We start from the raw sequence: 23,687 nt of genomic DNA on the forward strand, positions 1-23,687 counted from the left end.
CGGCGGCCTAGCCGTTCTCGCCGGGGACGCTAAGGTGCGGCTGTTTTCCCCAGCGGTTTTCCACCGCGCCGTTCGAGACCTGAGTCATGTCCGCTGCTTCGCGCATCGTTCCCGCCGTTCCCGCCGACCTGGGAGCGCTGGAGGCGGCCTACGCGCGGATTGCGGCGCCGCCGGGCGCGGCGGAGAAGACCCTGCTGGCTCAGGCCTTCGACGACTATTCGGCGGATGAGACGCCCGAGCTGGGCGGAGACGACCTGGCGGTCCTGCTGGCCGGCGCCTGGCGCGGCGCGGAGGCCCGCAAGGCGGGCGAGCCCGCCCGCATCACTGTCGGACCGCTGGCCGACGCCGCCGGCGTCAACACCGGCTATGACCAGATCCTGATCCTGCAGGACGACAACCCCTTCCTGGTCGACAGCGTCCTGGGCGAACTGGCTGAGGCGGGCGTTACCGTCCGCGCCCTGTTCCACCCCATCGTCGAGGTCGAGGCGGGGCGTCGCGACTCCCTGATCATCGTCGTCATCGACCCCTTGCCGCAGGAACGCCGCGACGCTCTGGGCGAGGGCCTGGCGCAGGCCATGGCCGATGTGCGCGTCGCCGTGCGCGACCACGGCGCCATGGTCCAGACCATGCGCGACGCCGTCCAGCGTCTTGAAGCCGCCCCGCCGAAGGGCGTCGATCCCGAGGTGCTGAAGGAGAACCTCGAGTTCCTGCGCTGGGCCAAGAGCGACCATTTCGTCTTCCTGGGCGCGCGCGACTACGACTACCCGCGTGACGCGTCCGGCTCCTATGAGGCCGAGGCGCCGTTGAACCAGTCCAGCGACGGCCTGGGCGTGCTCAGCGATCCCGAGCGCCGCGTCCTGCGCCGCGCCTCCGAGCCCGCCGTCCTGACCGCCGCCATGCAGCGCCAGATGGACGAGAGCGATCCCGTCACCGTGGCCAAGGCCAATATGCGCTCGCGCGTGCACCGCCGGGCCTACATGGATTACGTCGGGGTCAAGCGCTACGACGCCGACGGCAAGCCGACCGGCGAGACCCGCTTCGTCGGCCTGTTCACCGCCGAGGCCTACGACAAGATGGCCAAGGAAGTGCCGCTGATCCGTCGCAAGGTCGCCAATGCGCTGGAGCGCGCGGGCAAGACGCCGGGCAGCCACAACTACAAGCGCCTGAAGAACATCCTCGAGAACTACCCCCGCGACGAACTGTTCCAGATCGGCGAGGACGAGCTGCTGGATACGGCGCTGGGCATCCTGCACCTGTACGACCGCCCGCGCATCCGCCTGTTCACGCGCCGCGATCCGTTCGACCGCTTCGTCTCGGTGCTGTGCTTCATCCCGCGCGAGCGTTTCGACGCCGGCCTGCGCCAGCGCATCGGCGGCATCCTGGCCCAGGCCTGGGGCGGCCGCGTCTCGGCCTGGTATCCGCAGCTGACCGATCAGCCGCTGACCCGCGTCCACTACATCATCGGCGTGACGCCGGGCGATCATCCGATCCCGGATCTGAAGGCGCTTGAGGCCGAGGTGGCCGAGGCCGGTCGCAGCTGGATCGACCGCTTCGAGCGCGCCCTGCGCCTGGCCGGGGTGGACGAGGCCGCCGTCGGCCCGACCAGCGCCCGCTGGGCCGAGGGCTTCGGCGTCGCCTTCCGCGCCCGCTATGATGCGGCCGAGGCCGTGGCCGACCTGGAGCAGTTCGACCGACTGAACGACGGCTCGGCCGCCGACGGCGTCCACGCCGAGCCGGTGGCGGTGCGCGCCTTCCGTACGGCCGACGAGACCAATCTGCAGTTCCGCTTCAAGCTGTATCGCCGTGGGGCGGCCGTGCCGCTGTCGGACGTCTTGCCGATCCTGGCCGACATGGGCCTGAAGACGCTGGAGGAATCCGACCACGTCGTGCGCACGATCGGCCAGGAGCCGATCTACATCCACGACTTCCTGCTGGAAGATCCGCGTGGCGCCGACTTGGTGTTCGCCGATCTCAAGACCCCGTTCGAAGAGGCCTTCAAGGCCGTGTGGAACGGCCGCACCGAGAGCGACGGCTTCAACCGCCTGGTGCTCGAGCTGGGCGTCGACTGGCGCGAGGCGGCCCTGATCCGCACCCTGGCCCGCTATCGCCAGCAGACGGGCCTGGACCCGTCGCAGTCGGTGCAGGAAGCCGCCCTGCGCGAGTATCCCGACGTGGCGCGCGCCATCCTGGCGCTGTTCAAGGCTAAGTTCGATCCGGCGCACGGCGGCTCGGTCGCTGAACGCGAGGCGTCTGTCGCCGAACTGGACGCCAAGATCGAGACCCTGCTGCAGGACGTGAAGAGCCTGGATCACGACCGGGCCCTGCGCCGCATCGCGGCCCTGATCGACGGCATCAAGCGCACCAACTTCTATCAGGTCGACGCCGAGGGCGCGCCCAAGGCCCACATCTCGATCAAGATCGCCGGTCAGGAACTGGCCGACCTGCCCCTGCCCAAGCCTTTCCGAGAAATCTTCGTCTGGGCGCCGCACATCGAGGGCTCGCACCTGCGCTTCGGCCCGGTGGCGCGCGGGGGCCTGCGCTGGTCGGACCGTCGCGACGACTTCCGCACCGAGGTTCTGGGTCTGGTGAAGGCCCAGCAGGTCAAGAACTCGGTCATCGTGCCGGTCGGCTCCAAGGGCGGCTTCTATCCCAAGCAGCTGCCGGTCGGCGGCACGCGCGAGGAGACGCAGGCCGAGGCCATCCGCGCCTACAAGACCTTCCTGTCCGGCATGCTGGACATCACCGACAACATCGTCGGTGAAGGCGCCCCGGTGCGTCCGGCCAATGTCGTGGCCTGGGAGGGCGACGACCCCTATCTGGTCGTGGCCGCCGACAAGGGCACGGCGACCTTCTCGGACATCGCCAACGGCGTGAGCCAGTCCTACGGCTTCTGGCTGGACGACGCCTTCGCCTCGGGCGGCTCGGCCGGTTACGACCACAAGGAGATGGGCATCACGGCGCGCGGCGCCTGGGAAGCGGTCAAGCGTCACTTCCGCGAACTCGGCAAGGATATCCAGACCGAGCCCTTCACCGTGGTCGGCGTCGGCGACATGTCGGGCGACGTCTTCGGCAACGGCATGTTGCTGTCGCAGGCGACCAAGGTCGTGGCCGCCTTCGATCACCGCGACATCTTCATCGACCCGAACCCGGACGTGGCGAAGTCGTGGGCCGAGCGCAAGCGCCTGTTCGAGACGCCGCGCACCAGCTGGCAGGACTATGACAAGGCTCTGATCTCGGAAGGCGGCGGCGTCTTCTCGCGCTCGGCCAAGTCGATCGCCCTGACGCCGCAGATCAAGGCGCTGCTGGATATCGAGGCCGACAGCGTCGATCCGGTCACCCTGATGCAGGCCATCCTCAAGGCCCGCGCCGAGCTGCTCTACTTCGGCGGCATCGGCACCTACATCAAGGGGGCCGGCGAGACGAACCTGCAGGTCGGCGACAAGGCCAATGACGCCATCCGCATCAACGGCGGCGAGATCCGGGCGCAGGTCGTCGGCGAAGGCGCCAACCTGGGCGCGACCCAGCTCGGCCGGATCGAAGCCGCCCGCGCGGGCGTGCGTCTGAACACCGACGCCATCGACAACTCGGCCGGCGTGGACTCCTCGGACCACGAGGTGAACATCAAGATTCTGACCGGCGGCGCCATCGCCTCGGGCCATCTGAAGGCCGAGGACCGCAACGCCCTGCTCAAGTCGATGACCGATGAGGTCGCGGACAAGGTGCTGGCCCACAACTACGACCAGACCCTGGCCCTGACCCTGCAACAGGCCGAAGGCGCGGCCGCGCTGGACTCTCAGCAGGCCTTCATGCAGCACCTATCGTCGATCGGTAAGCTGAACCGGGCGGTCGAATACCTGCCCGACGACGCCCGCATCGCCGAGATGAAGCTGCAGGGCCAGGCCTTGACTCGGCCGGAGCTGGCGGTTCTGACCGCCTATTCCAAGCTGGAGCTGTTCGACGAGATCGTCGGCTCGACGGCGCCGGACGACGCCTTCTTCGAACGCCTGCTGCTGGAATACTTCCCGGCGCCGCTGGCTCAGTTCGAAGAGGATATGAAGGGCCACCGCCTGCGTCGCGACATCATCGCCACCGTGCTGTCGAACGAGATCGTCAACATGGCCGGGCCGACCTTCCCCGATCGCCTGCGTACGGCGGCGGAATGCGACACCGCCGCCATGGTCACGGCCTTCGAGACCGCCCGCCACGTCTTCCGCCTCGACGAGGCCTGGAAGGCGGTGTCGGCCCTGGACCTGAAGATTCCGGCCGAGGCCCAGACGGCCCTCTATCAGGAGATCGCCCTGGTCCTGCGTCGCCAGACCTTCTGGCTGGCGCGCCGCGCGGCTCGCACCGAGACGACGGTCGGCGGCATGATCGCCGCCTATCAGCCCGCCGCCGACGCCTTGCGCGCCGCCGGTCCGGAAGTGTTGTCGCGTTATGAGCACGCCCGCTACGAAGGCCGGGTCCAGACCTTCATCGGTCTGGGCGCGCCGGAAGAGCTGGCCCGCGACATCGCCATGCTGCGTCCGATGGTGGCCACGGCCGACATCGGCGACCTGTCGGGCGAACTGGGCTGGGACGCCCCGGCCATGGCCCGCGTCTATCACCAGGTCGGCGCCGCCTTCGATTTCGACCGTCTGCGCGTGGCGGCCGGGTCGGTGCCGTCAGGCGATCGCTTCGATCGCCTGGCCGTGCGTCGTCTGATCCAGGATCTGATGACCGAGCAGCAGCAGCTGACCCGCGCCGTGGCCAAGGCCTCGGCTCAGGCGGCGGGCGCCGGCGAGGACAGCGCCGAACAGGCGGTCGACGCCTGGATCGGCGCCCGCATGGATCAGGTGGAAGCCCTGCGCGCCTCGGTCGATGAGATCGAGACCTCGGGCTCCGGCTGGACCTTCGCCAAGCTGACCATCGCCAATGGCGAGATCCGCGAGGTGCTGGCTTCGGCTTCCTAAGCGAGGTGACGCCGGGCGTGAGCCCGGCGTCACGCGCTACGTTCGCGACGCGGTCGCTCACTGCTTGAGCGCATCAGGCGTTTGAAAAGTGAGCGATGGTCGTGAAGTCGCTTTTAAGGCCCGTCCGTTTCGTCGTTTGGCGAGGCGGGCGGGCCTTGGCGTTTGGGGCGGGGTCGGTTTAGGTGGCCCTTGCTGTTCAGCGAACCGGAGGGCCCATGCCCAGGAAGTTCCTCGTCGTCGTCGACGACACTCCCGAATTGGACGCGGCCCTGGCCTACGCCGCGCGCCGCGCGCGTTCGACCGGGGGCCATGTGGTGCTGTTACGCGCCCTGGTCGGCGGATCGGACGAGCACTGGTCGGGCGTCCGCGATGAAATCCGACGCCAACAACGCGAGGAGGCCGAGGCTCTGTTGGCCCGGCTGGGCGAAAAGGTCGCCGAGACGTCCGGCGCTCCTCCCGTCTATCTGATCGAGGAAGGCGATCCCCAGGCCGCCATTCGCAAGGCGGTCGGCGATGATCCCGACATCAAGATCCTGATCCTGGCTGCGGGCGCCAACGGGCGCGGCCCTGGCCCCCTGGTCTCGGCGGTATTGAAACAGGGCGCCGCCCTCACCGGCCGAAAGCTGCCCGTCACCATCGTTCCCGGCGAACTGACCGAGGCCGAGATTCTGGATCTGGCGTAATCCGGATTCGCTATGCTCGGCCGCGGGGCCTCGCGGCTTGGGCGACCTGGGCGGGACCATGAGGCCGAGCGGCGTTGATGGAGAGTTGCGTCGTCGGCTCTGTCCTTGGGGCTTAACGCCCACTTGAACCATGGCGCCGCAGGGCGCATCTGGGGTTCATGTTCATCCAGACCGAAGCCACGCCCAATCCCAACGCCCTGAAGTTCCTGCCGGGCCGCGACGTCGCGGTTCAGGACGTGTTGGAATATCGCACGATCGATGAAGCGGCGGCCTCGCCCTTGGCCGAGGCTCTGTTCGAGCTGGAAGGGGTCGAGGGCGTCTTTTTTGGCGCCGACTACGTCTCGGTCACCCGCGCGGCCCACGGCCCGGACTGGACCGAGATGAAGGTGCCGATCCTGTCGGTCATCATGGATCATTTCGTCTCGGGCGCGCCGCTGGTGCGCGAGGGCGAAACGGCGACCGAGGACGCCGGCGAGGACACGGAGATCGTGGCCGAGATCAAGAGCCTGCTCGACAGCCGCATCCGTCCGGCCGTGGCTCAGGACGGCGGCGACATCCTGTTCGACCATTTCGACGAGGAGACCGGCGTGCTGCGCCTGCGGATGCGTGGCGCCTGCGCCGGCTGCCCCTCCTCCTCCGCCACGTTGAAGGCCGGGGTCGAGCAGATGATGCGCCACTACGTCCCCGAAGTGACCAGCGTCGAACAGGTGCTGTAAGCGCCGCCCTGTTTCACATGAAACACTCGTCGGACGGCGCGTCGTCGGGCATGATGGCGCCATGAGCGGTTCGGACGAGACATCCCAGGCGCGCGCCCTGGGCGAGGCCCTGGCGACGCTGCGGCGCGAGCGCGGCCTGAGCCAGGCTGAGGCGGGCCAGCGGATCGGCATGACCAGCCAGGGCTGGGGCCTGTATGAGGCGGGCAAGCGCTCCAGCCTGTTCCGTCCAGACGTTCAGCGCCGCCTGACCGGTGCCCTGGACGCCACGCCTGAAGCCTTGGTCCTGCAGCTGGAAGGCGAGCCGGCTTCACCTGAAGTCCTTGCCGCCAATGGAGTTTCGGCGCGCGGCCGGGCGTTCGAGGGCGCTCCCATCGCGTCGCGTCGGCTGCGGTTGGAGACGGATGAGCTGGCGCCCTGGGCCTCCGCCGGGACGGTGCTGGAATATGCGCCGGGGCGTTGGCCGCGCCGGGGACAGGGCTGCATTATCCAGATGGACGACGGTGTTCAGAAGGTTCGTCTTTATGATCGCGCCGATGACGCTGAAGTGGTGGTCTTCGGCGCGGGCGGCTTGGATCGGTCGGAGCGGATCGCGCGCTCGCATATCCAGTCGATGTCGGCGATCATCAGCCGCCTCGACGATGAATGAAACAAAATAGTTGTATTTTGGCGTAGATCATGAAACTCTCTGGTTGAAATCGGAGGGGTCATGTCGCGTCGCAGTCATCATATCGACCAGGCCGTCGGCCTGCGCATCGCCGCCCGGCGGTCCGCCCTGGGCTGGTCTCAGTCCGTTCTCGGACGGGAACTGGGCGTCAGCTTCCAGCAGGTTCAGAAATATGAGACCGGGGCCAACCGCGTCTCTGCGTCGCGCCTGCATCAGGCGGCGACGGCCATGGGGTGTTCGGTGGCCGACTTCTTTCCCGCGCGCCCCAGCGCCGAGGGGGAGGTCGAGCTGGTCCATCCGGTTCTGGCCAGCGCCGAGGGGCGGGGTCTGGCCGAGGCTTTCGCCCGCATTCCCGACGCAGGCGCGCGCCGGGCCCTGACGCGGGTCGCCCAGGCCATGGCGGGCGTCTGATCGACGCTCGGCGTCGTGGCGGTCGCATCCGAAGCGGTTTCGCATTAGGGACAGAACCATGAAGGTCATGGTCATCGACACGGCGCTGGGCGCCTGCGTTGCGGGGGTGTTCACGGGCGAGGCGGATGCGGCCCCGCCCTACGCCTTGGGCGTGCGCGCGGAGGTCATGGCCAAGGGGCATCAGGAGCGTCTGGGCGGTCTGGCGCGCGATGCGGCGGCCGAGGCGGGGGGCTTCGACGGGATCGACCGCATCGGCGTGACGGTGGGGCCGGGCTCTTTCACCGGCCTGCGGGTCGGTCTGGCCTTTGCGCTGGGTCTGGGCGCGGCGCTGGATCGTCCGGTGGTCGGCGTCTCTACGCTGGACGCCCTGGCCGCCTCGGTTCCCGCCAAGGGGATGGTCGCCGCCGTGATCGATGCGCGTCGGGGCCAGGTCTATGCGCGCCTGTTCCGCGACGGCGCGCCGTTGGGCGAGGCTGAGGCCCTGCCGCTGGAGACGGCGCGCGACCGCATCCTGGCTGCGGCCGGAGACGCACGGTCGACCCTGATCGGCAGCGGGGCGGCGCTTCTGGGCGAGATCTTCCCTGAGTTGGCGGGCGCGGCATTGCACCCCCTACCCGCTCCGACGCCAGAGGCGGTGGCGGCGCTGACCCTGGCCGCCGATCCGGCGACGTCGCCGCCGCAGCCGCTCTATCTGCGCGCGCCCGACGCTACGCCGCCCAGCCGCCTGCCGGGTCAGCCGCGCCAGCCCGCCGCGTGAGCGCGCCGCTTTTCCCGACGGCCGATCCTGGGCGTCTCGCCGCGATCCACGCCGAGGCTTTTGCGACGCCGTGGGATGAAGCGGCCCTGACCGAACTGCTGACTTCGCCGGGCGTGTTCGCCGTGGCCGAGGAGGACGGCTTCATCCTGATCCGCGTCGTGGTCGACGAGGCGGAGATCCTGACCCTGGCGGTGCGGCCTTCGGCGCGTCGCGCGGGCCTGGGCGTTCGCCTGGTCGAGGCGGCGGTGGTGCGGGCCGCCGCCCTGGGCGCCGAGCGGATGTTCCTGGAGGTGGCTGAGGGCAACGTCGCCGCCCGCGCCCTCTACGCCCGAAACGGCTTCGTCGAGATGGGCCGCCGTCGCGGCTATTATTCGCATACGGACGGACGCCGGGAGGACGCGCTGACGCTTGTCCTGAACTTCCCTGAATAGCTTCCATAAGGCGACGGTACAGCCTATCTTCGCCGCCATGGACCGGATCGAAAAACTTTGCGCCGAACGCGGCATGCGCATGACTGAGCAACGTCGGGTGATCGCCCGCGTCCTGTCGAACGCCGAAGACCACCCCGATGTGGAAGAGCTGTATCGCCGCGCCTCGGCGATCGACCCGCATATCTCCATCGCCACCGTCTATCGCACCGTGCGCCTGTTCGAAGAGGCCGGCGTGGTCGAGAAGCACGACTTCGGCGACGGCCGCAGCCGCTATGAAGAGGCGGGCGACGATCACCATGACCACCTGATCGACACCAAGACGGGCGAGGTCATTGAATTCTTCGACGCCGAGATCGAGCGGCTGAAGGCCGAGATCGCGCGCAAGCTGGGCTATGAGCTGGTCGGCCATAAGCTGGAGCTCTACGGCCACGTCATCCCCGGCGCCGAGCCGGTGGAGCGCGAAGGCCTGATCTATAAGCGCCGTCCGCGCGACGAGACCGAAGACTGACCGCCGTCGGCGTTCGCGTCGTCTTGCCGTCGTCGATTTCGGCGATCATAAGCCGTGCATGACTGATACGCTCGACCTTCCCGCCCCGGCGGACGCTGGCGCATCTGACGCGAGCGTCGCGCCCAAGCGCCTGTTCATCAAGACCTACGGTTGTCAGATGAACGTCTATGACTCCGAGCGCATGGCCGATGTGCTGCGGCCGTTGGGCTATGCCCCGACCGAGACGCCGGAAGACGCCGACTTCGTCATCCTGAACACCTGCCACATCCGCGAGAAGGCGGCCGAGAAGGTCTATTCCGAACTCGGCAAGCTGCGGCAGATGAAGGAGGCGCGCGACGGCGGCATGACCATCGCCGTGGCCGGCTGCGTCGCCCAGGCCGAGGGCGAGGAGATCATGAAGCGCCAGCCGGCGGTCGATCTGGTGGTGGGGCCCCAGGCCTATCACCAGCTGCCGGAACTGCTGACCCGCACCGCGCGGGCGCGCGGCGAGCGCATCGGCGCAGACTTCGCCCCCAACGAAAAATTCGACGCCCTGCCCGCTGCGCGCGGCACGGACGGGGTGACGGCCTTCCTGACGGTGCAGGAGGGCTGCGATAAGTTCTGCACCTTCTGCGTGGTGCCCTATACGCGCGGCGCCGAATGGTCGCGGCCGGTGGCGGCCGTGCTGGACGAGGCCCGCGCCCTGGCCGACCGGGGCGTGCGCGAAGTCACCTTGCTGGGCCAGAACGTCAACGCCTATGACGGCGAGGGGCCGGACGGGAAGCCGTTCACCCTGGCGAAGCTGGCCTACGCCCTGGCGGACATCCCCGGCATCGACCGCATCCGCTATACGACCAGCCACCCGAACGACATGTCGGACGACCTGATCGCGGCGCACGGCGAACTGGGCGCCCTGATGCCCTATCTGCACCTGCCGGTGCAGGCGGGCTCGGACCGCATCCTGCGCCTGATGAACCGCAAGCACGGGCGTCAGAAGTATTTCGACCTGATCGACCGCATCCGCGCGGCGCGGCCGGACATGGCGTTGTCGGGCGACTTCATCGTCGGCTTCCCCGGCGAGACGGATCGCGATTTCGAGGACACCATGGATCTGGTGCGGCGGGTGAACTACGCCAGCGCCTTCTCCTTCATGTATTCGCCGCGTCCCGGCACGCCCGCCGCGACCATGGCGGCCCAGGTGCCGGACGCCGTGGCCAAGGAACGTCTGCACGCCCTGCAGGGCCTGCTGACCGAGCAGCAGGTCGCCTTCAATCAGTCGCTAGCTGGGCGCGTCCTGCCGGTGCTGTTCGAGAAGAAGGGCCGCCACGGCGCCCAGGCCATCGGCCGCTCGCCCTATCTGCAATCGGTCCACGTCGAGGACGCGGATCAACTGATCGGCCGGATCGTTCCGGTCGAGATCATCAGCGGCCAGCAGAACAGCCTGTCCGGTCGCCTGATCCAGACGAACTGACGCCTGTTTCGCCACGCGCCGTGTGCGGGACAGGAGCACGCAACAACGTCCCTCAAGCAGCCTCGCACCGCATGCGAGGCGACAGGGACTCTTAAGGAGATCTCATGGCGCGAGAGTCCGAGTTCTTGTCCCTCAGCGATGAGGCGTTGCGCGCCGTCATCGGGCCGCAGAGCCGCCACCTGGCCCTAATCGAGGACGCCTTCAAGGTGCTGGTCGAGACGCCGGGCGGCGGGGTGTCGATCAACGGCTCGACGCGGGATCGCGCCCAGGCGCGCCGGGTGATCGAGGCCCTGGCGAACCGGGCCGAGGCGGGGGCCGAGATCACCGAGGCCGACGTGCGCACCGCCCTGGGCGCCGCCGTGACCCAGCCGCGCGCCGAACCGGCGGGCCGCAGCCCAGGCCGCAGCGTGCCGGAGGGCGCCGCCTTGCCCGTCGGCCGTCGCGGCGCCATCGCCCCCAAGACGGCGTCGCAGGCGCGCTATCTGGAGATGCTGGGCCGTTGCGAACTGACCTTCGGCGTCGGTCCCGCGGGCACGGGCAAGACCTTTTTGGCGGCGGCCTACGGCGCCTCCCTGCTGAAGCGGGGGCAGGTGGACCGGCTGGTCATCACCCGCCCGGCGGTCGAGGCGGGCGAGAAGCTGGGCTTCCTGCCGGGCGACCTGAACGAGAAGGTCGACCCCTATCTGGCGCCGATCTGGGAGTCGCTGAACGACATCCTGGGCGTCGACGACGTGCGACGTCGCCGCGAGAAGGGCGAGATCGAAGCCGCCCCCATCGCCTTCATGCGCGGCCGCACGCTGAGCCACGCCTTCATCATCGTCGATGAGGCGCAGAACACCTCGCGCATGCAGATGAAGATGGTGCTGACCCGTCTGGGCGAGGGCGCGCGCATGGTGGTGACGGGCGACCCGTCGCAGGTCGACCTGCTGAACCCGCGCGATTCCGGCCTGGCCCACGCCCTGCGGATCCTGAAGGACGTGGAGGGCGTCGGCGTCCAACAGTTCAAGTCCGAGGACGTGGTGCGCCACGCCATGGTCGAGCGCATCGTGCGCGCCTATGACTCCGATGCAGCGCGCAGCCGCCCCTTCCCCGACCTTGAGGACGACGCCTGATGATCGAGGTCGAGATCGACAGCGACGAGTGGACTGTGGCCCTGCCCGAGGCGGCGGCGGTCGCTGAGCGCGCCGCTCGCGCGGCCCTGGGCACGGTCGAGGGCGATGTGGTGGTGCTGCTGGCCGCCGATGAGGCGGTGCAGGATTTGAACCAGCGTTTCCGCGACAAGGATCGGCCGACGAACGTCCTGTCCTTCCCTGCTGCGGAAAGCGCCTTTCCGCATCTGGGCGATGTGGTGCTGGGCTACGCCTATTGCGCGGCTGAGGCTGAGGCGCAGGGCAAGACCCTGTCGGATCATCTGAGCCATCTGGTCGTCCACGGGGTGCTGCACCTGCTGGGCCGCGATCACGAGGACGACGCCGAGGCCGAGGAGATGGAGGCCGAGGAGCGCGAGATCCTGGCCGAACTGGGCGTTTCCGATCCTTATGCTGTCGAGCATGAGGGCGCCGCGTGAGCGGGGCGCTCGCCGCCCGGTTCGCGGGCCTTCTGAACAACCGCTGGGGCCGAATCGCTCTGGCGCTGCTGGCCGGGGCGGGCGCCGCCCTGGTCCATCCGCCGTTCGGTTTCCTACCGGGGCTGCTGGGCTATCCGCTGCTGTTGCTGCTGGCGGATCGTTCAGGCGGGATGAAGGGCGGTTTCTGGGTCGGCTGGCTGGCGGGCTTCGCCTATTTCTTCATCGGCTGCTGGTGGGTGGCCGAGGCCTTTCTGGTCAATCCGGCTCAGGCTTGGATGGCGCCGTTTGCAGCCAGCCTGCTGCCGGCGGGCATGGGGCTGTTCTGGGGGCTGGCGACCATGGCCTATCGCCGCTTCAGTCCGGCAGGCGTGCGGCGCATCCTGCTGTTCGCGGCCCTGTTCGCCCTGCTGGAGTGGACGCGCGGCCATGTGTTGACGGGCTTTCCGTGGAACCCGGCGGGCGCCGGCTGGGCGGCCGGATCGGCCATGTCGCAGTTCGCCTCGATCGGCGGCGTCTATGGGCTGGGCCTGATCACGGTAGCGGCGGTCAGCGCCTTGGCGCCTCTGGCGGATGCGGGGCCGCGACGGCCGCGCCTGATCGCGGCGGGGCTGGGCGCGTTGACCCTGATCGGCTTGTTCGTTTTCGGCGCCGTGCGCCTGTCATCGGCGCAGGTGGTGCAGACGCCGACCTTGGTGCGCCTGGTCCAGGCCGACATCGCCCAGGACTACAAGTGGAGCCCCGAAGCCTATCACGCCATCCTGGATCGTTATCTGGAGTTGACCGCCCAGCCCGCCGCCGCCCTGCCCGACGTGGTGGTCTGGCCCGAGGGCGCCCTGCCGACCACGGCCAATGATCTGTTCGCCACCAACGACGCCTATGCCGTGGCCGCTGCCTTGCAGACAGGCCAGACGCTGCTGGCGGGCCTGAGCCGGGGCGAGCCGGATCCCAGCGCCGAGACCGGCGCCCGCTATTACAACAGCCTGTTCGCCCTGCACGACGAAGGGGCGATGGGCCTGCGCATCGGCCCGATCTACGACAAGCATAGGCTGGTGCCCTTCGGCGAATACCTGCCGATGGGCGCGTTGATGAGCAAGATCGGGGTGCGCAGCCTGGTCCATGTCCCCGCCGATTTCACAGCCGGACCGACGCCCGCGCCGATCAGCCTGGTCAACGCCCCGCCGGTGCAGCCGCTGATCTGCTACGAGGCCCTCTATCCCGGCTTTACGCCAGCGACGGCGGCGACGCGCCCGGCGTGGATCGTCAACGTCTCCAACGACGCCTGGTTCGGCAAGACGTCGGGTCCGCGTCAGCATCTGAATCTGGCTTCCTATCGCGCGCTGGAGACCGGTCTGCCGGTGGCGCGGGCGACGCCGACGGGCGTTTCGGCCATGATCGACCCCTGGGGACGGATCGTCGAGGGCAAGCGGCTGGACCCCGGCCAGGCGGGGATCATCGACGTGCGTCTGCCGCAGGCGGCGCCGCCGACGCTTTACGGCCGGTGGGGCGATATGGGGTTCGCCGTCTTGCTAGTTATAATGCTGATCGCGGGGCGGGGCCGCGCCGGAATTGGGAGGCTGGCGCGTTAACCATATCGTGAGGAGCGACTGCGCCCCTGAGACGCGAAAACGCATGACAGAGGCCGTGGGCGGCGGCATGTCGACAAGAAAAATAGGGAAGAGGGCAGGACATGGTCAGGGGTTCCGGGGCGGATGGTCCCCATCTGGTGGATCGGCATGTGGGACGGCGCGTCTGCGAGAAGCGCATCGCCCTGGGCTATAATCAGACCGATCTGGGCCAGGCGCTGGGAGTCACCTTCCAGCAGGTGCAGAAATACGAGAAGGGCGCCAATCGGATCTCGGCGTCCAAGCTGTGGGACATCGCCCGCTTCTTTCGCGTCGACATCGGCTATTTCTTCGAGGGGCTGACCGGCGCGGTCCAGCCGGGTATGGCCGAGGGCGAGGCGGAGCCCTTCGTGCACGACTTTCCCGCCACTCGTCAGACCATAGAGATCGGCCGTCTGGCGCCGCGCCTGTCGTCGCGCCAGCAGAAGCTGGTGGTCGATCTGATGCGCGAGCTGGTCGAAGACGACGCCGACAACGACGGCTGAAGGCGTCGCGAGCCAGCGGACAAAGAAAAAGGCGCGGAGCGATCCGCGCCTTTTCCTGTCTTGGAGCTCGCTTGAGATCAGGCGGTCAGCGCCGTCTCCGAGGCGACGATGCGGCTGGCGGCGTGGACCACGGCGCCGATGCGCAGAGCGGCCTGGATCTGGACGTTCGGCACGGCGTGTTTGCGCAGCTCGCCCTCGTGGGCGTCAAGGCAGGCGCCGCAGCCGTTGATGGCCGAGACGGCGGTCGACCATAGCTCGAAGTCCAGCTTGTCGACGCCCGGATTGGCGATGACGTTCATCCGCAGCTTGGCCGGCAGCGTCGTGTACTCCTGGTTCTTCATCAGGTGCAGCGAGCGGTAGTAGATGTTGTTCATGCCCATGATGGCGGCGGCGGCCTTGGCGGCGTTCATCGCTTCGGGCGACAGGACCGTCGCGGCCTGGGCCTCGATCAGCTTGACCACGGGGCCGACGCCGATGGCGTGCGCCGAGGCCAGGAAGCTGCCCCACTTCTGCTGGTCGTTCAGCACGGTCTCATTGGCGAGCGAGGACAGGTTCAGCGAGATGTCCTTGCCATAGGCCGGGATCAGGTCGCGCAGGGCGTCGATGGACATTTTCGTGTTCCTTTCAGGAAGCGACGCTTCAAAGAGCGGCTATCGTTCGCGACGCGGTCGCTTACTTCTTGAGCCGTCTTTTGGGGCCGTATTTCGTGATGGGCGCTTAAGTCGCGAGGCTCTGTGAGCCGAGCATAGCGCCCAAATAAAATCATCAGGCATGAAAAAGGCGGCGACAGTCGCCCGCCGCCGCCTCTTTCGAGGGGCGGCCCGGACCCTACTCACGCGGTCCGGGCCTGGTCGTTGCGACCCTTGGGCCAGTACTTACGCGGCCAGGGTGTCGCCGCCGACCGGACGGTTGCAGGCGCACAGCTCGTCGGTCTGAAGAGCATCGACCACGCGAAGCGTGTCTTCCGGCGAACGGCCCACGTTCAGGTTGGTGACGTAGACGTGCTGGATGACGTTGTGCGGGTCGACGACGAAGGTCGCGCGCAGGGCCACGCCTTCTTCTTCGTCCAGCACGCCCAGGGCGCGGGCCAGCTTGCCGCCGTTGTCGGCGAACTGCCAGATCGGCAGCTTGTTCAGGTCGGCGTGGTCACGGCGCCAGGCCAGCTTGGTGAACTCATTGTCGGTCGAACCGCCCAGGACCACGGTGTCGCGGTCCTCGAAGTCCTTGCCCAGCTTGGCGAAGGCGGCGATTTCGGTCGGGCAGACGAAGGTGAAGTCCTTCGGGTAGAAGAAGATGACCTTCCACTTGCCTTCGAAGCTGTCCTGCGTGACGGCTTCAAACGCCGAGACGCCGTTTTCCTCGTGGCTGTTGAAGCCCGGCTTGACGCCGATAATTTTGAAATCAGGCAGTTTTTGACCGACGCCGAGCATCGCGCTTCTCCTAGATGCAGAAAAATGGACCGCCGGATCGCGGGGAGTGCGAACCGTCGAAGCCATGAGATGGCCCCTGGCGCAGCTTAAGTCAAATCGATCATTTTGCTCGATGGAATAGATTTATATTATGATCGAGGCGAAAGGTGATATAAGGCCGCTCGATTGGTTCAGGCCTGACGATAGATGCGCCCTATGTCAGCTCTGACCGCATAGCCGTGTGAACCCATGTCCGTCCTGCCTACCCTGCGTCAGCTGCAATATCTGAAGCTCCTGGCCGAGCACGGCTCGTTCAGCCGCGCCGCCGAGGCCGCCCATGTCAGCCAGCCCGCCCTGTCGTCAGGGGTGCAGGAGCTGGAGCGGGTGCTGGGCGCGGCGGTGGTCGAACGCACGCGCGGCGCGGTGATCCTGACGGCCGTGGGCGCCGAAGCGGTGCGCCGGGCCGAAGACGTGCTGGCTCGCGCCGAGGATCTGGTCGAGGCGGCCCAGAATGCGGGCAAGCCGCTGTCGGGCCGGTTTCGTCTGGGCGTCATTCCGACGGTCGCGCCCTTCCTGCTGCCGCGCGCCCTGCCGGGGCTGAAGACCCTTTATCCGGGCCTTCGCCTGTTCCTGCGCGAAGATCTGACGCCGCGTCTGATCGCCGGACTCAAGGCGGGCCATCTGGACGCGGCCGTCATCGCCCTGCCCTATGAGGCCTCCGGCATCGACCACGCCCGCATCGGCGACGACGAGATCATGGCCGCGGCCCCGGTGGATCATCCGCTGGCGGGGGCCGGGCCGATCCCCGACGGCATGTTGAAGGCCGAAGACCTGATCCTGCTCGAGGACGGCCACTGCCTGCGCGACCAGGCGCTGGCGGCGGTCAATATAGAGGCGCCGCGCGGCGAGGACGTCTTCGCGGCAACCTCCCTGCACACCCTGGTGCAGATGGTGTCCTCGGGGTTGGGGGTCAGCTTCCTGCCGCAGATGGCGGTTCAGGCGGGGCTGGCCGACAATCCGGGCGTGGTGATCCGCCCGATTTCGGCGGAGGCTCCGCGTCGCGAGATCGTCGTCGCCTGGCGCGCCGGGTCCAGCCGCGCCGCTGAGGCGCGTCTGCTGGCCGAGGCGCTGAAGCTGGACTGAGCCGCGTCAGCCGAACAGGCGGCTGTCCCACCAGACCGGCGTCTCCAGCCCCGGCTTGATGCGGGCGAAGTCGGGATGGGCGGTGTTGAAGACGAAGTTGCGCTCCATCCGCGCCACGACCGAGGGCGTGATCAGCAGGGCCGAACGGGCTTCCGCATGCCAGGCGCGGCCGAAGGCGCGCGCGGCCGCCCCGCCCGGCTCGGCCCAGCCGGGGACCAGGTCCGGATTGACCACTTCATAGGAGACGCCCGCCGGGATGTGGATCTCCACATGATGCTGGCCCAGCGGCAGTTCGCCGCCGAAATGGACCAGCTTCTCCAGCATGGCGGTGGAATAGTGTTCGGCGGCGTAGATCACCCTCTGGCCCGCCTCGTGCCAGCGGCCGGACGCCCGACGCGAGCCGCCGTCGCTCCAGATGGGATATTCGCCGCGCGGGTCGCCGATGCGGAATCCCTTGAGCGCGTCGTCCAGCCGACGGTGCATACCGGACCTAGACCGCGAAGCCGGCGTCGGCGCGGCGCACCAGATTGATCACCGCCTCGGCTCCCGCCGAGCTGGACTGGGCCATGGCCAGGGGGGTGCGGCCGTTCAGCAGCTGATGCGGGCGGTTCAGGAAGCGGACGACGGCGGCGCTGTCGCCGCGATAGGCGCGGCCCACGGCGTCGACCACGCGGCCGACCTCGTACAGGCGCTCGCTCATCTCGCGCGACAGGGGCTTGCGGCTGGTGCGGGCGCGCCGCAGCGTGGCCTCCGGAATGATCTGGCCGACCACGCGCGGCATGCCGATCACCTGGCCCAGGGCGGCGGCGGCGGCGGGCTTCAAGCCTTGCGACACCCGCTCGGCCAGGGCCACGTCGTCCATCGTCTCATTGTCGTTCAGGCCCAGCAGCTTGCCGATCCGCGCCGCGTCGCTAGCGGGCAGGGTCTCGGGCGAGGCGTAGAGGTCGAGGGCGGTCATGGCGGCGGCTTTCGTCATATGACGATAATATGGGCGTCAAACGACGATGCGACAAGGGATGAGTGGAATATGTCGGTCGGAGTCCAAGAAAAAAGGCCGGCGGATCGCTCCGCCGGCCTTCATTCGGGTTGCTCTAACGCGCTTTCGCGCTGCTTGAGACCGCTTACTTCTCGTCGCCGCGCGCCAGGTTGCGCAGGACGTATGGCATGACGCCGCCGGCCTTGAAGTAGTCCAGCTCCGTCTGGTTATCGATGCGGCAGCGGACCGGGAAGCGGGCCATCTTGCCGTCCGACGGACGGAACAGCTCGACCCACAGGTCCTGGCGGGGCTTCAGCTTGCCGACGTTGGCGTCGGTCAGGCCGCGGATGGTGACGATCTCCTCGCCCGTCAGGCCCAGCTTCTGCCAGCCGTCTTCCTTGAACTGCAGCGGGACGACGCCCATGCCGACCAGGTTCGAGCGGTGGATGCGCTCATAGCTTTCGGCGATGACGGCGCGGACGCCCAGCAGGCGGGTGCCCTTGGCCGCCCAGTCGCGCGATGAGCCTGTGCCGTACTCCTTGCCGGCGAAGACGACCAGAGGACGGCCTTCCGACTGATAGCGCATGGCTGCATCGTAGATCGACATCGTCTCTTCCGAGGGGAAGTGCTTGGTGACGCCGCCCTCGATGTCCGGGGTGATCTTGTTGCGGATGCGGATGTTGGCGAAGGTGCCGCGCATCATGACTTCGTGGTTGCCGCGGCGGGCGCCGTAGCTGTTGAAGTCCAGGGCGTCGACGCCGTGGTTGGTCAGGTACTGGCCGGCGGGCGAGGCCTTCTTGATCGAACCGGCCGGCGAGATGTGGTCGGTGGTGATCGAGTCGCCGAAGATGCCCAGCACGCGCGCCTCGACGATGTCCGTGACCGGAGCGGGCTCCATGGTCAGGCCCTCGAAGTAGGGCGGGTTCTGGACGTAGGTCGAGGTGTCTTCCCACTCATAGGTCTGACCGCCGGTGACGGCGATCGCCTGCCAGTGCTCGTCGCCCTTGAAGACGTCGGCGTAGCGCTTGGCGAACATCTTGGGCGTGACCGACTTCCTCTGGATAGCGGCGATCTCTTCCGAGGTCGGCCACACGTCCTTCAGGAAGACGTCATTGCCCTTCTTGTCCTTGCCGATCGGCTCCTTGGTGATGTCGATGCGCATCGAACCGGCCAGGGCGTAGGCCACCACCAGCGGCGGCGAGGCCAGGTAGTTGGCCTGGACGTCCGGGTTCACCCGGCCTTCGAAGTTGCGGTTGCCCGACAGCACCGAGGTGGCGACCAGGGCGTTGTCGTTGATGGCCTTGGACACGGCCGGATCCAGCGGACCCGAGTTGCCGATGCAGGTGGTGCAGCCGTAGCCGACCAGGTTGAAGCCCAGGGCGTCCAGATCCTTCTGCAGACCGGCGTCGGTCAGATAGTCGGTGACGACCTGCGAGCCGGGGGCCAGCGAGGTCTTGACCCAGGGCTTGGGCTTCAGGCCCAGGGCGTTGGCCTTGCGCGCCACCAGACCGGCGGCGATCAGGACCGACGGGTTGGAGGTGTTGGTGCAGGAGGTGATGGCGGCGATCACCACATCGCCGTCGCCGATGTCGAAGCTCTCGCCTTCCACGGCGGCGCGCGGGGCGTCGGCCGGGCGGGCGAAGACGCCGGTCAGGGCTTCTTCGAACGACGGGGCGGCGACAGTCAGTTCAACGCGGTCCTGCGGACGCTTCGGACCGGCCAGCGACGGCACGACCGTCGAGATGTCCAGCTCCAGAACGTCGGTGAAGATCGGGTCTTCCGAGGTCTCGTCGATCCACAGGCCTTGCGCCTTGGCGTAGGCTTCGACCAGGGCGACGCGCGCCTTCTCGCGGCCGGTGGCCGTCAGATAGTCGATGGTGGCCTGCGAGACGGGGAAGAAGCCGCAGGTGGCGCCGTATTCCGGGGCCATGTTGGCGATGGTGGCTTGGTCCTCGATGGTCATGCCGGCGATGGCGGGACCGAAGAATTCCACGAACTTGCCGACCACGCCCTTCTTGCGCAGCATCTGGGTGACGGTCAGCACCAGGTCGGTGGCCGTCGCGCCTTCCGGCAGCTTGCCGGTCAGCTTGAAGCCGATGACTTCGGGGATCAGCATCGGGATCGGCTGGCCCAGCATGGCGGCCTCGGCCTCGATGCCGCCGACGCCCCAGCCCAGGACGGCCAGGCCGTTGATCATGGTGGTGTGGCTGTCGGTGCCGACCACGGTGTCGGGATAGGCGACGGTCTTCTTGCCTTCGTCGGCGGTCCAGACGGTCTGGGCCAGGTTCTCCAGGTTCACCTGGTGGCAGATGCCGGTGCCGGGGGGCACGACGCGGAAGTTGTTGAAGGCCGACGAACCCCAGCGCAGGAAGTTGTAGCGCTCGATGTTGCGCTCATACTCACGCTCGACGTTCTGGCCGAAGGCCTGGGCGTTGCCGAAGTGGTCGACCATGACCGAGTGGTCGATGACCAGGTCGACCGGGACCAGCGGGTTGATCTTCTTGGCGTCGGCGCCGAGCTTGTCCATCGCGTCGCGCATGGCGGCCAGGTCGACGACGGCCGGAACGCCGGTGAAGTCCTGCATCAGCACGCGGGCCGGACGGAAGGCGATCTCGTGCTCGACGGCGCCCTTGTTCTCGATCCAGGCGGCGACGGCCTTCAGGTCGTCCTCGGTGACGGAGACGCCGTCTTCGTTGCGCAGCAGGTTCTCCAGCAGCACCTTCATCGAGCGCGGCAGGCGGGAAATCCCGGCCAGACCGGCTTCCTCGGCGGCGGGAAGGCTGTAATAGGCGTATTTCTTGCGCCCGACCGCGAGGTCTTGGCGGGTCTTGAGGCTGTCAATCGACGGCATGGAGAGTAGTCCTCTGACAAACGCCGCCCGACAATTCGGTTGCGCCTTCGCGCGCTGGACGTCGGGGCGCACAGGTCCCCGGCGCGCGCGGCGAAAGCCTGCTGCGGCGCTAGCGCATATAGTCCCGCGCGCGAGGGCCGTCCATGTATCCACACCTTCGACGTGGACATTGATAGAGACTCGCAAGTGCTGATCCGTCTCGACATTCAGGGCTTGAGCCTGTCGCGCGGCGAACGCCGGCTGTTCAGCGACCTGTCCTTCGCCCTGTCGGCGGGCGAGGCGGCGGCCCTGACCGGAGCGAATGGCGCGGGCAAGACCAGCCTGCTGCGCGCCGTGGCGGGCTTTATCCGGCCCGATGCAGGCACGGTCGTTTTTCATGACGCCGAGGGCGAGATGGAGGCCGAGACGGCCCGGCGCACGGCGCTTCACCTGCTGGGCCACCAAGAGGGCCTGAAGCCCCAGCGCACGGCGCGTCAGGAACTGGGCTTTCAGGTCGAATGGCTGGGCGGATCGGCCGCCGCCATGGACGCGGCCGTCGAACGGCTGAAGCTGGCGCCCCTGATGGATCTGGAGACGCGCAAGCTGTCGGCGGGGCAGAGGCGGCGGCTGTCGCTGGCCCGTCTGGTCGCCGCCCCGCGCGCCCTGTGGCTGCTGGACGAGCCGCTGGCCCCGCTGGACGAGGCGTGGCGCGGCGTCGCCGCCGAACTGATGGCTGAACATCTGGCGGGCGGGGGCATGATCCTGGCCGCCGTGCACGACCCCCTGCCCGTTCCGGCCCGCCCTCTTGATCTCGGAGGGGCGCGGTGAAGGCCGTGCGCGCCCTTTTCGTGCGTGAGCTGTCGCTGGCCTGGGGCGGCGGCGGCGGGCCGCTGCTGGCCTGCGGCTTCCTGCTGTGCCTGACGGCCATCCTGCCGCTGGCGGCGGGCGGCGATCCGCGCGTTCTGGCCCCGGCGGCGTCAGGCGCGTCGTGGATGGCGCTGGCGCTGGCCTCCCTGCTGTCGCTGGAGCGGATGTTCGAGCGCGATCTGGAGGACGGGGCGCTGGATCTGCTGGCGACCGGGCCGCTGCCGCTGGAGGCCCTGGTGGCGATCAAGGCTCTGGCGCAATGGCTGGCGACCGGCTTGCCGCTGGCGCTGACCGCGCCGGTCGCGGCCCTGGCCCTGGGCCAGCCGCCGGAGCTGATCGGCCTGACAGGGCTGTCGGCGGCGCTTGGCGGTCTGGGGTTCGCCTTCACCGGGGCGCTGGGCGCGGCGTTGGCGCTGGGCGCGCGGCGCGGCGGCCTGCTGATCGCCGTGGTGGTGCTGCCGCTGTTCATTCCGCCGGTGGTGTTCGGCGCGGGCGCCCTGACCCGCGCCGCCAGCGGGCAGAGCCCGGCCTCGGCGCTGGCCCTGCTGGGCGCCTATGTCCTGTTCGCCTTGGTGATCGCGCCGGTTGCGGGCGCGGCGGCGGTCAAGAACGCGCAGGGCTAGCGCGGTTTCAGGGTCACATAGAGCGCCCCGTCGCCGCCGTGGCGCTGGTGGGCCGAGGCGAAGCCGGACACGACGCCGCGCAGATGCGGCCCGGTCAGCCATTCGTGGACCGAGGCGCGGATGACGCCGCCGCCGCGCCTGCCCTGCCCGGTGATGACCAGCACCGAGCGCAGGCCGCGCATCTGGCAGCCGATCAGGAAGCCGCGCAGCTGATCCTCGGCCTCGAAGCGGCCGAAGCCGTGCAGGTCGATGCGCGCCTCGATCGGATCGCGTTCGCGCGACAGGCGGCGCTGACGACGCGGCTCAAGCTCTTCGGGCGCGTGGCGCGGGCGTGGCGCCGCGGCCTTCGGGGGCGGAGGCGTCGCTGAGCGTCCGGCTGAGGCGGGCGTCAGGGCCGTCGCGCGTTTCTTGCCCGCAACGCCGCGCGGGAGCGGCGCGACGAGAGGCGCGGCTTCGTCTCCAAACGCAGGAATGACGGCGCCGGGCGTCACGCGCGCGGCTTTGCGGCGGACGGGCGGCGTCACTGTGGACGTCACCCGGTTCCAGATGCGCTTGTCGTCGTCGCCGGTCGCGGAGGCGGCTTTCGGCGGTCCCTTGCCCGAAGGGGGGCGGGCCACGCTCAGCCCTCGTCGTCGAAGGCGTCCGGCGGACCGGGCTCATGGGCCAGCAGGTCGCCGGGTTGGCAGTCCAGCTCGCGACACAGGGCGTCCAGGGTGGAGAAACGCACGGCGCGCGCCTTGCCCGTCTTGAGGATGGACAGGTTGGCGACGGTCACGCCGACGCGGTCGGCGAGCTCCGTCAGCGACATGCGGCGCTGGGCGAGGATGCGGTCGAGTTGGACGCGGATGGCCATGGGGGGAGCTTTAGCGTTTCTCGATCAGATCGTCAGTTCGGATTCGCGACGAAGACGGGCGCCTTCGCGGAACACCTCGGCCAGGACGAAGACGACCAGGACGGAAAAGACGGGCGTGAGCAGGTCGCTGACGCCTTGAGGCTCCATGACGCCGGGGGCGAGGCGCGACGCCACCAGCCCCTGCACGATCCACACCCCGCCGGTGACGACGGCCAGGATCAGGCCGACATGGCGCAGGCGGCGCACATTGTCCGGCTGGAACGGGTCGCCCAGGGTCAGGGTGCGGAAGATCTTGCGCAGATGGCGCAGGATGATGAGGAAGCCGCCGAAATAGGCGCTCAGGGCGCCCAGGGCGAACAGCAGCAGCGGACGCGTCAGCGGCATCTCGCGGCCCTCCGCGCCGTCCGAGACGGTCACGTTCAGATTGTCGATGGGTATGAAGATGGAGGCGACCCACAGAAGCAGCAGCAGGCCGGTGACGAGGATCATCACCACATAGGCCACGTCCAGCGCGATCTTCAGCAGGCTGGCGACGGAGCCGGGACCAATGGTCCTCAGGTTCGGCGTCCGCAGTTGGGCGGCGCGAAGCGGGGTCTGGGCGGCGGTGGCGAGCCGGTTCGGTTTCCGCAAGCGCGTCATCGGGCGTCTCAGGCCGGGGACAGGGGCGCCGTCGCCGCGGCGGGTCCGGCCGACCCGCGCACGGCTCTATTCTTCACGGCGTTCATGGCGATCGTCAAAGTCCC

General features: G+C 68.6%; 24 protein-coding genes. 16 read left to right on the plus strand and 8 right to left on the minus strand.

Annotation, left to right across the window (positions count from 1 at the left end; genetic code table 11):
• Positions 1–86 precede the first annotated feature (86 nt).
• The 13 genes from ACU5AP_RS02925 to ACU5AP_RS02985 all read left to right on the plus strand — a co-directional run bounded on the left by ACU5AP_RS02925 (position 87) and on the right by ACU5AP_RS02985 (position 14,243).
• The gene (locus ACU5AP_RS02925; protein ID WP_446680764.1) at positions 87–4,949 is read left to right on the plus strand and encodes an NAD-glutamate dehydrogenase; all 4,863 of its coding nucleotides are present in this window, start codon (positions 87–89) and stop codon (positions 4,947–4,949) included.
• A gap of 215 nt (positions 4,950–5,164) precedes the next feature.
• On the plus strand, positions 5,165–5,632 hold the full coding sequence (locus ACU5AP_RS02930) for a universal stress protein (protein WP_046652674.1): 468 nt from the start codon (positions 5,165–5,167) through the stop codon (positions 5,630–5,632).
• Positions 5,633–5,790: 158 nt separating this feature from the next.
• Positions 5,791–6,348, plus strand: a complete 558-nt coding sequence (locus ACU5AP_RS02935) for a NifU family protein (RefSeq protein WP_446680765.1) — start codon at positions 5,791–5,793, stop codon at positions 6,346–6,348.
• Positions 6,349–6,409: 61 nt separating this feature from the next.
• The gene (locus ACU5AP_RS02940; RefSeq protein WP_252970228.1) at positions 6,410–6,994 is read left to right on the plus strand and encodes a helix-turn-helix domain-containing protein; all 585 of its coding nucleotides are present in this window, start codon (positions 6,410–6,412) and stop codon (positions 6,992–6,994) included.
• 60 nt (positions 6,995–7,054) lie between these two features.
• Positions 7,055–7,423: a helix-turn-helix domain-containing protein gene (locus ACU5AP_RS02945; RefSeq protein WP_446680766.1), complete on the plus strand. Its 369-nt coding sequence runs from the start codon at positions 7,055–7,057 to the stop codon at positions 7,421–7,423.
• A 58-nt stretch (positions 7,424–7,481) separates the two neighbouring features.
• On the plus strand, positions 7,482–8,180 hold the full coding sequence (gene tsaB / locus ACU5AP_RS02950; RefSeq protein ID WP_446680767.1) for a tRNA (adenosine(37)-N6)-threonylcarbamoyltransferase complex dimerization subunit type 1 TsaB: 699 nt from the start codon (positions 7,482–7,484) through the stop codon (positions 8,178–8,180).
• On the plus strand, positions 8,177–8,611 hold the full coding sequence (rimI, locus tag ACU5AP_RS02955; protein WP_076224508.1) for a ribosomal protein S18-alanine N-acetyltransferase: 435 nt from the start codon (positions 8,177–8,179) through the stop codon (positions 8,609–8,611). Before tsaB ends, rimI begins: the two co-directional genes overlap by 4 nt.
• Positions 8,612–8,648: 37 nt before the next feature.
• On the plus strand, positions 8,649–9,119 hold the full coding sequence (locus ACU5AP_RS02960) for a Fur family transcriptional regulator (protein WP_003166535.1): 471 nt from the start codon (positions 8,649–8,651) through the stop codon (positions 9,117–9,119).
• 58 nt (positions 9,120–9,177) lie between these two features.
• Entirely contained in the window at positions 9,178–10,569 is a 1,392-nt protein-coding gene (gene miaB, locus ACU5AP_RS02965) for a tRNA (N6-isopentenyl adenosine(37)-C2)-methylthiotransferase MiaB (protein WP_128719182.1), read from the plus strand.
• A gap of 104 nt (positions 10,570–10,673) precedes the next feature.
• Positions 10,674–11,681, plus strand: a complete 1,008-nt coding sequence (locus tag ACU5AP_RS02970) for a PhoH family protein (protein ID WP_128719181.1) — start codon at positions 10,674–10,676, stop codon at positions 11,679–11,681.
• The gene (gene ybeY, locus ACU5AP_RS02975) at positions 11,681–12,136 is read left to right on the plus strand and encodes an rRNA maturation RNase YbeY (RefSeq protein ID WP_128719180.1); all 456 of its coding nucleotides are present in this window, start codon (positions 11,681–11,683) and stop codon (positions 12,134–12,136) included. The genes ACU5AP_RS02970 and ybeY overlap by 1 nt, the downstream gene beginning before the upstream one ends.
• Positions 12,133–13,722: an apolipoprotein N-acyltransferase gene (gene lnt / locus ACU5AP_RS02980; protein WP_128719179.1), complete on the plus strand. Its 1,590-nt coding sequence runs from the start codon at positions 12,133–12,135 to the stop codon at positions 13,720–13,722. Before ybeY ends, lnt begins: the two co-directional genes overlap by 4 nt.
• Before the next feature lie 101 nt (positions 13,723–13,823).
• Positions 13,824–14,243 (plus strand): helix-turn-helix domain-containing protein, encoded by a 420-nt coding sequence (locus ACU5AP_RS02985; protein ID WP_046652663.1) that lies wholly within the window; start codon positions 13,824–13,826, stop codon positions 14,241–14,243.
• A 77-nt stretch (positions 14,244–14,320) separates the two neighbouring features.
• On the opposite strand, the gene ACU5AP_RS02990 is transcribed toward ACU5AP_RS02985, so the two are convergent.
• Both ACU5AP_RS02990 and ACU5AP_RS02995 read right to left on the minus strand, forming a co-directional pair.
• Complete coding sequence (locus ACU5AP_RS02990) at positions 14,321–14,854, minus strand: carboxymuconolactone decarboxylase family protein (protein ID WP_003166531.1); 534 nt, start codon at positions 14,852–14,854, stop codon at positions 14,321–14,323.
• 264 nt (positions 14,855–15,118) lie between these two features.
• On the minus strand, positions 15,119–15,673 hold the full coding sequence (locus ACU5AP_RS02995; protein WP_128719178.1) for a peroxiredoxin: 555 nt from the start codon (positions 15,671–15,673) through the stop codon (positions 15,119–15,121).
• Positions 15,674–15,901: 228 nt separating this feature from the next.
• On the opposite strand from ACU5AP_RS02995, the gene ACU5AP_RS03000 reads away from it, so the two are divergent.
• Positions 15,902–16,795: a hydrogen peroxide-inducible genes activator gene (locus ACU5AP_RS03000; protein WP_046652660.1), complete on the plus strand. Its 894-nt coding sequence runs from the start codon at positions 15,902–15,904 to the stop codon at positions 16,793–16,795.
• Between the two features lie 6 nt (positions 16,796–16,801).
• Here ACU5AP_RS03000 and ACU5AP_RS03005 read toward each other — a convergent pair whose 3' ends face one another.
• The 3 genes from ACU5AP_RS03005 to acnA form a co-directional block, all read right to left on the minus strand.
• Entirely contained in the window at positions 16,802–17,278 is a 477-nt protein-coding gene (locus ACU5AP_RS03005; protein ID WP_046652659.1) for an RES family NAD+ phosphorylase, read from the minus strand.
• Positions 17,279–17,285: 7 nt separating this feature from the next.
• Positions 17,286–17,771, minus strand: a complete 486-nt coding sequence (locus tag ACU5AP_RS03010; RefSeq protein ID WP_003166528.1) for an antitoxin Xre/MbcA/ParS toxin-binding domain-containing protein — start codon at positions 17,769–17,771, stop codon at positions 17,286–17,288.
• A 145-nt stretch (positions 17,772–17,916) separates the two neighbouring features.
• A complete protein-coding gene (acnA, locus tag ACU5AP_RS03015) occupies positions 17,917–20,622 on the minus strand; it encodes an aconitate hydratase AcnA (RefSeq protein ID WP_128719177.1) in 2,706 nt (901 codons plus the stop codon).
• A 186-nt stretch (positions 20,623–20,808) separates the two neighbouring features.
• Here acnA and ccmA point away from each other — a divergent pair, with 186 nt between their 5' ends.
• Together ccmA and ccmB are read left to right on the plus strand one after the other, a co-directional pair.
• Positions 20,809–21,429, plus strand: coding sequence for a heme ABC exporter ATP-binding protein CcmA (gene ccmA, locus ACU5AP_RS03020; protein WP_128719176.1), 621 nt, complete (start codon positions 20,809–20,811; stop codon positions 21,427–21,429).
• On the plus strand, positions 21,426–22,091 hold the full coding sequence (ccmB, locus tag ACU5AP_RS03025) for a heme exporter protein CcmB (protein WP_128719175.1): 666 nt from the start codon (positions 21,426–21,428) through the stop codon (positions 22,089–22,091). The genes ccmA and ccmB overlap by 4 nt, the downstream gene beginning before the upstream one ends.
• Here ccmB and ACU5AP_RS03030 read toward each other — a convergent pair.
• The 3 genes from ACU5AP_RS03030 to ACU5AP_RS03040 are packed head-to-tail and all read right to left on the minus strand — an operon-like array spanning position 22,088 to position 23,583.
• On the minus strand, positions 22,088–22,708 hold the full coding sequence (locus tag ACU5AP_RS03030) for a Smr/MutS family protein (RefSeq protein WP_128719174.1): 621 nt from the start codon (positions 22,706–22,708) through the stop codon (positions 22,088–22,090). The two genes, ccmB and ACU5AP_RS03030, sit on opposite strands and share 4 nt — an antisense overlap.
• Positions 22,709–22,710: 2 nt before the next feature.
• On the minus strand, positions 22,711–22,944 hold the full coding sequence (locus ACU5AP_RS03035; protein WP_003166522.1) for a helix-turn-helix domain-containing protein: 234 nt from the start codon (positions 22,942–22,944) through the stop codon (positions 22,711–22,713).
• Between the two features lie 24 nt (positions 22,945–22,968).
• Positions 22,969–23,583 carry a DUF2975 domain-containing protein gene (locus ACU5AP_RS03040; protein WP_128719173.1) on the minus strand — a complete coding sequence of 205 codons (615 nt, stop codon included), beginning with the start codon at positions 23,581–23,583 and terminating at the stop codon, positions 22,969–22,971.
• Between the last annotated feature and the right edge of the window lie 104 nt (positions 23,584–23,687).

The organism is Brevundimonas sp. RM1, from assembly GCF_052907225.1.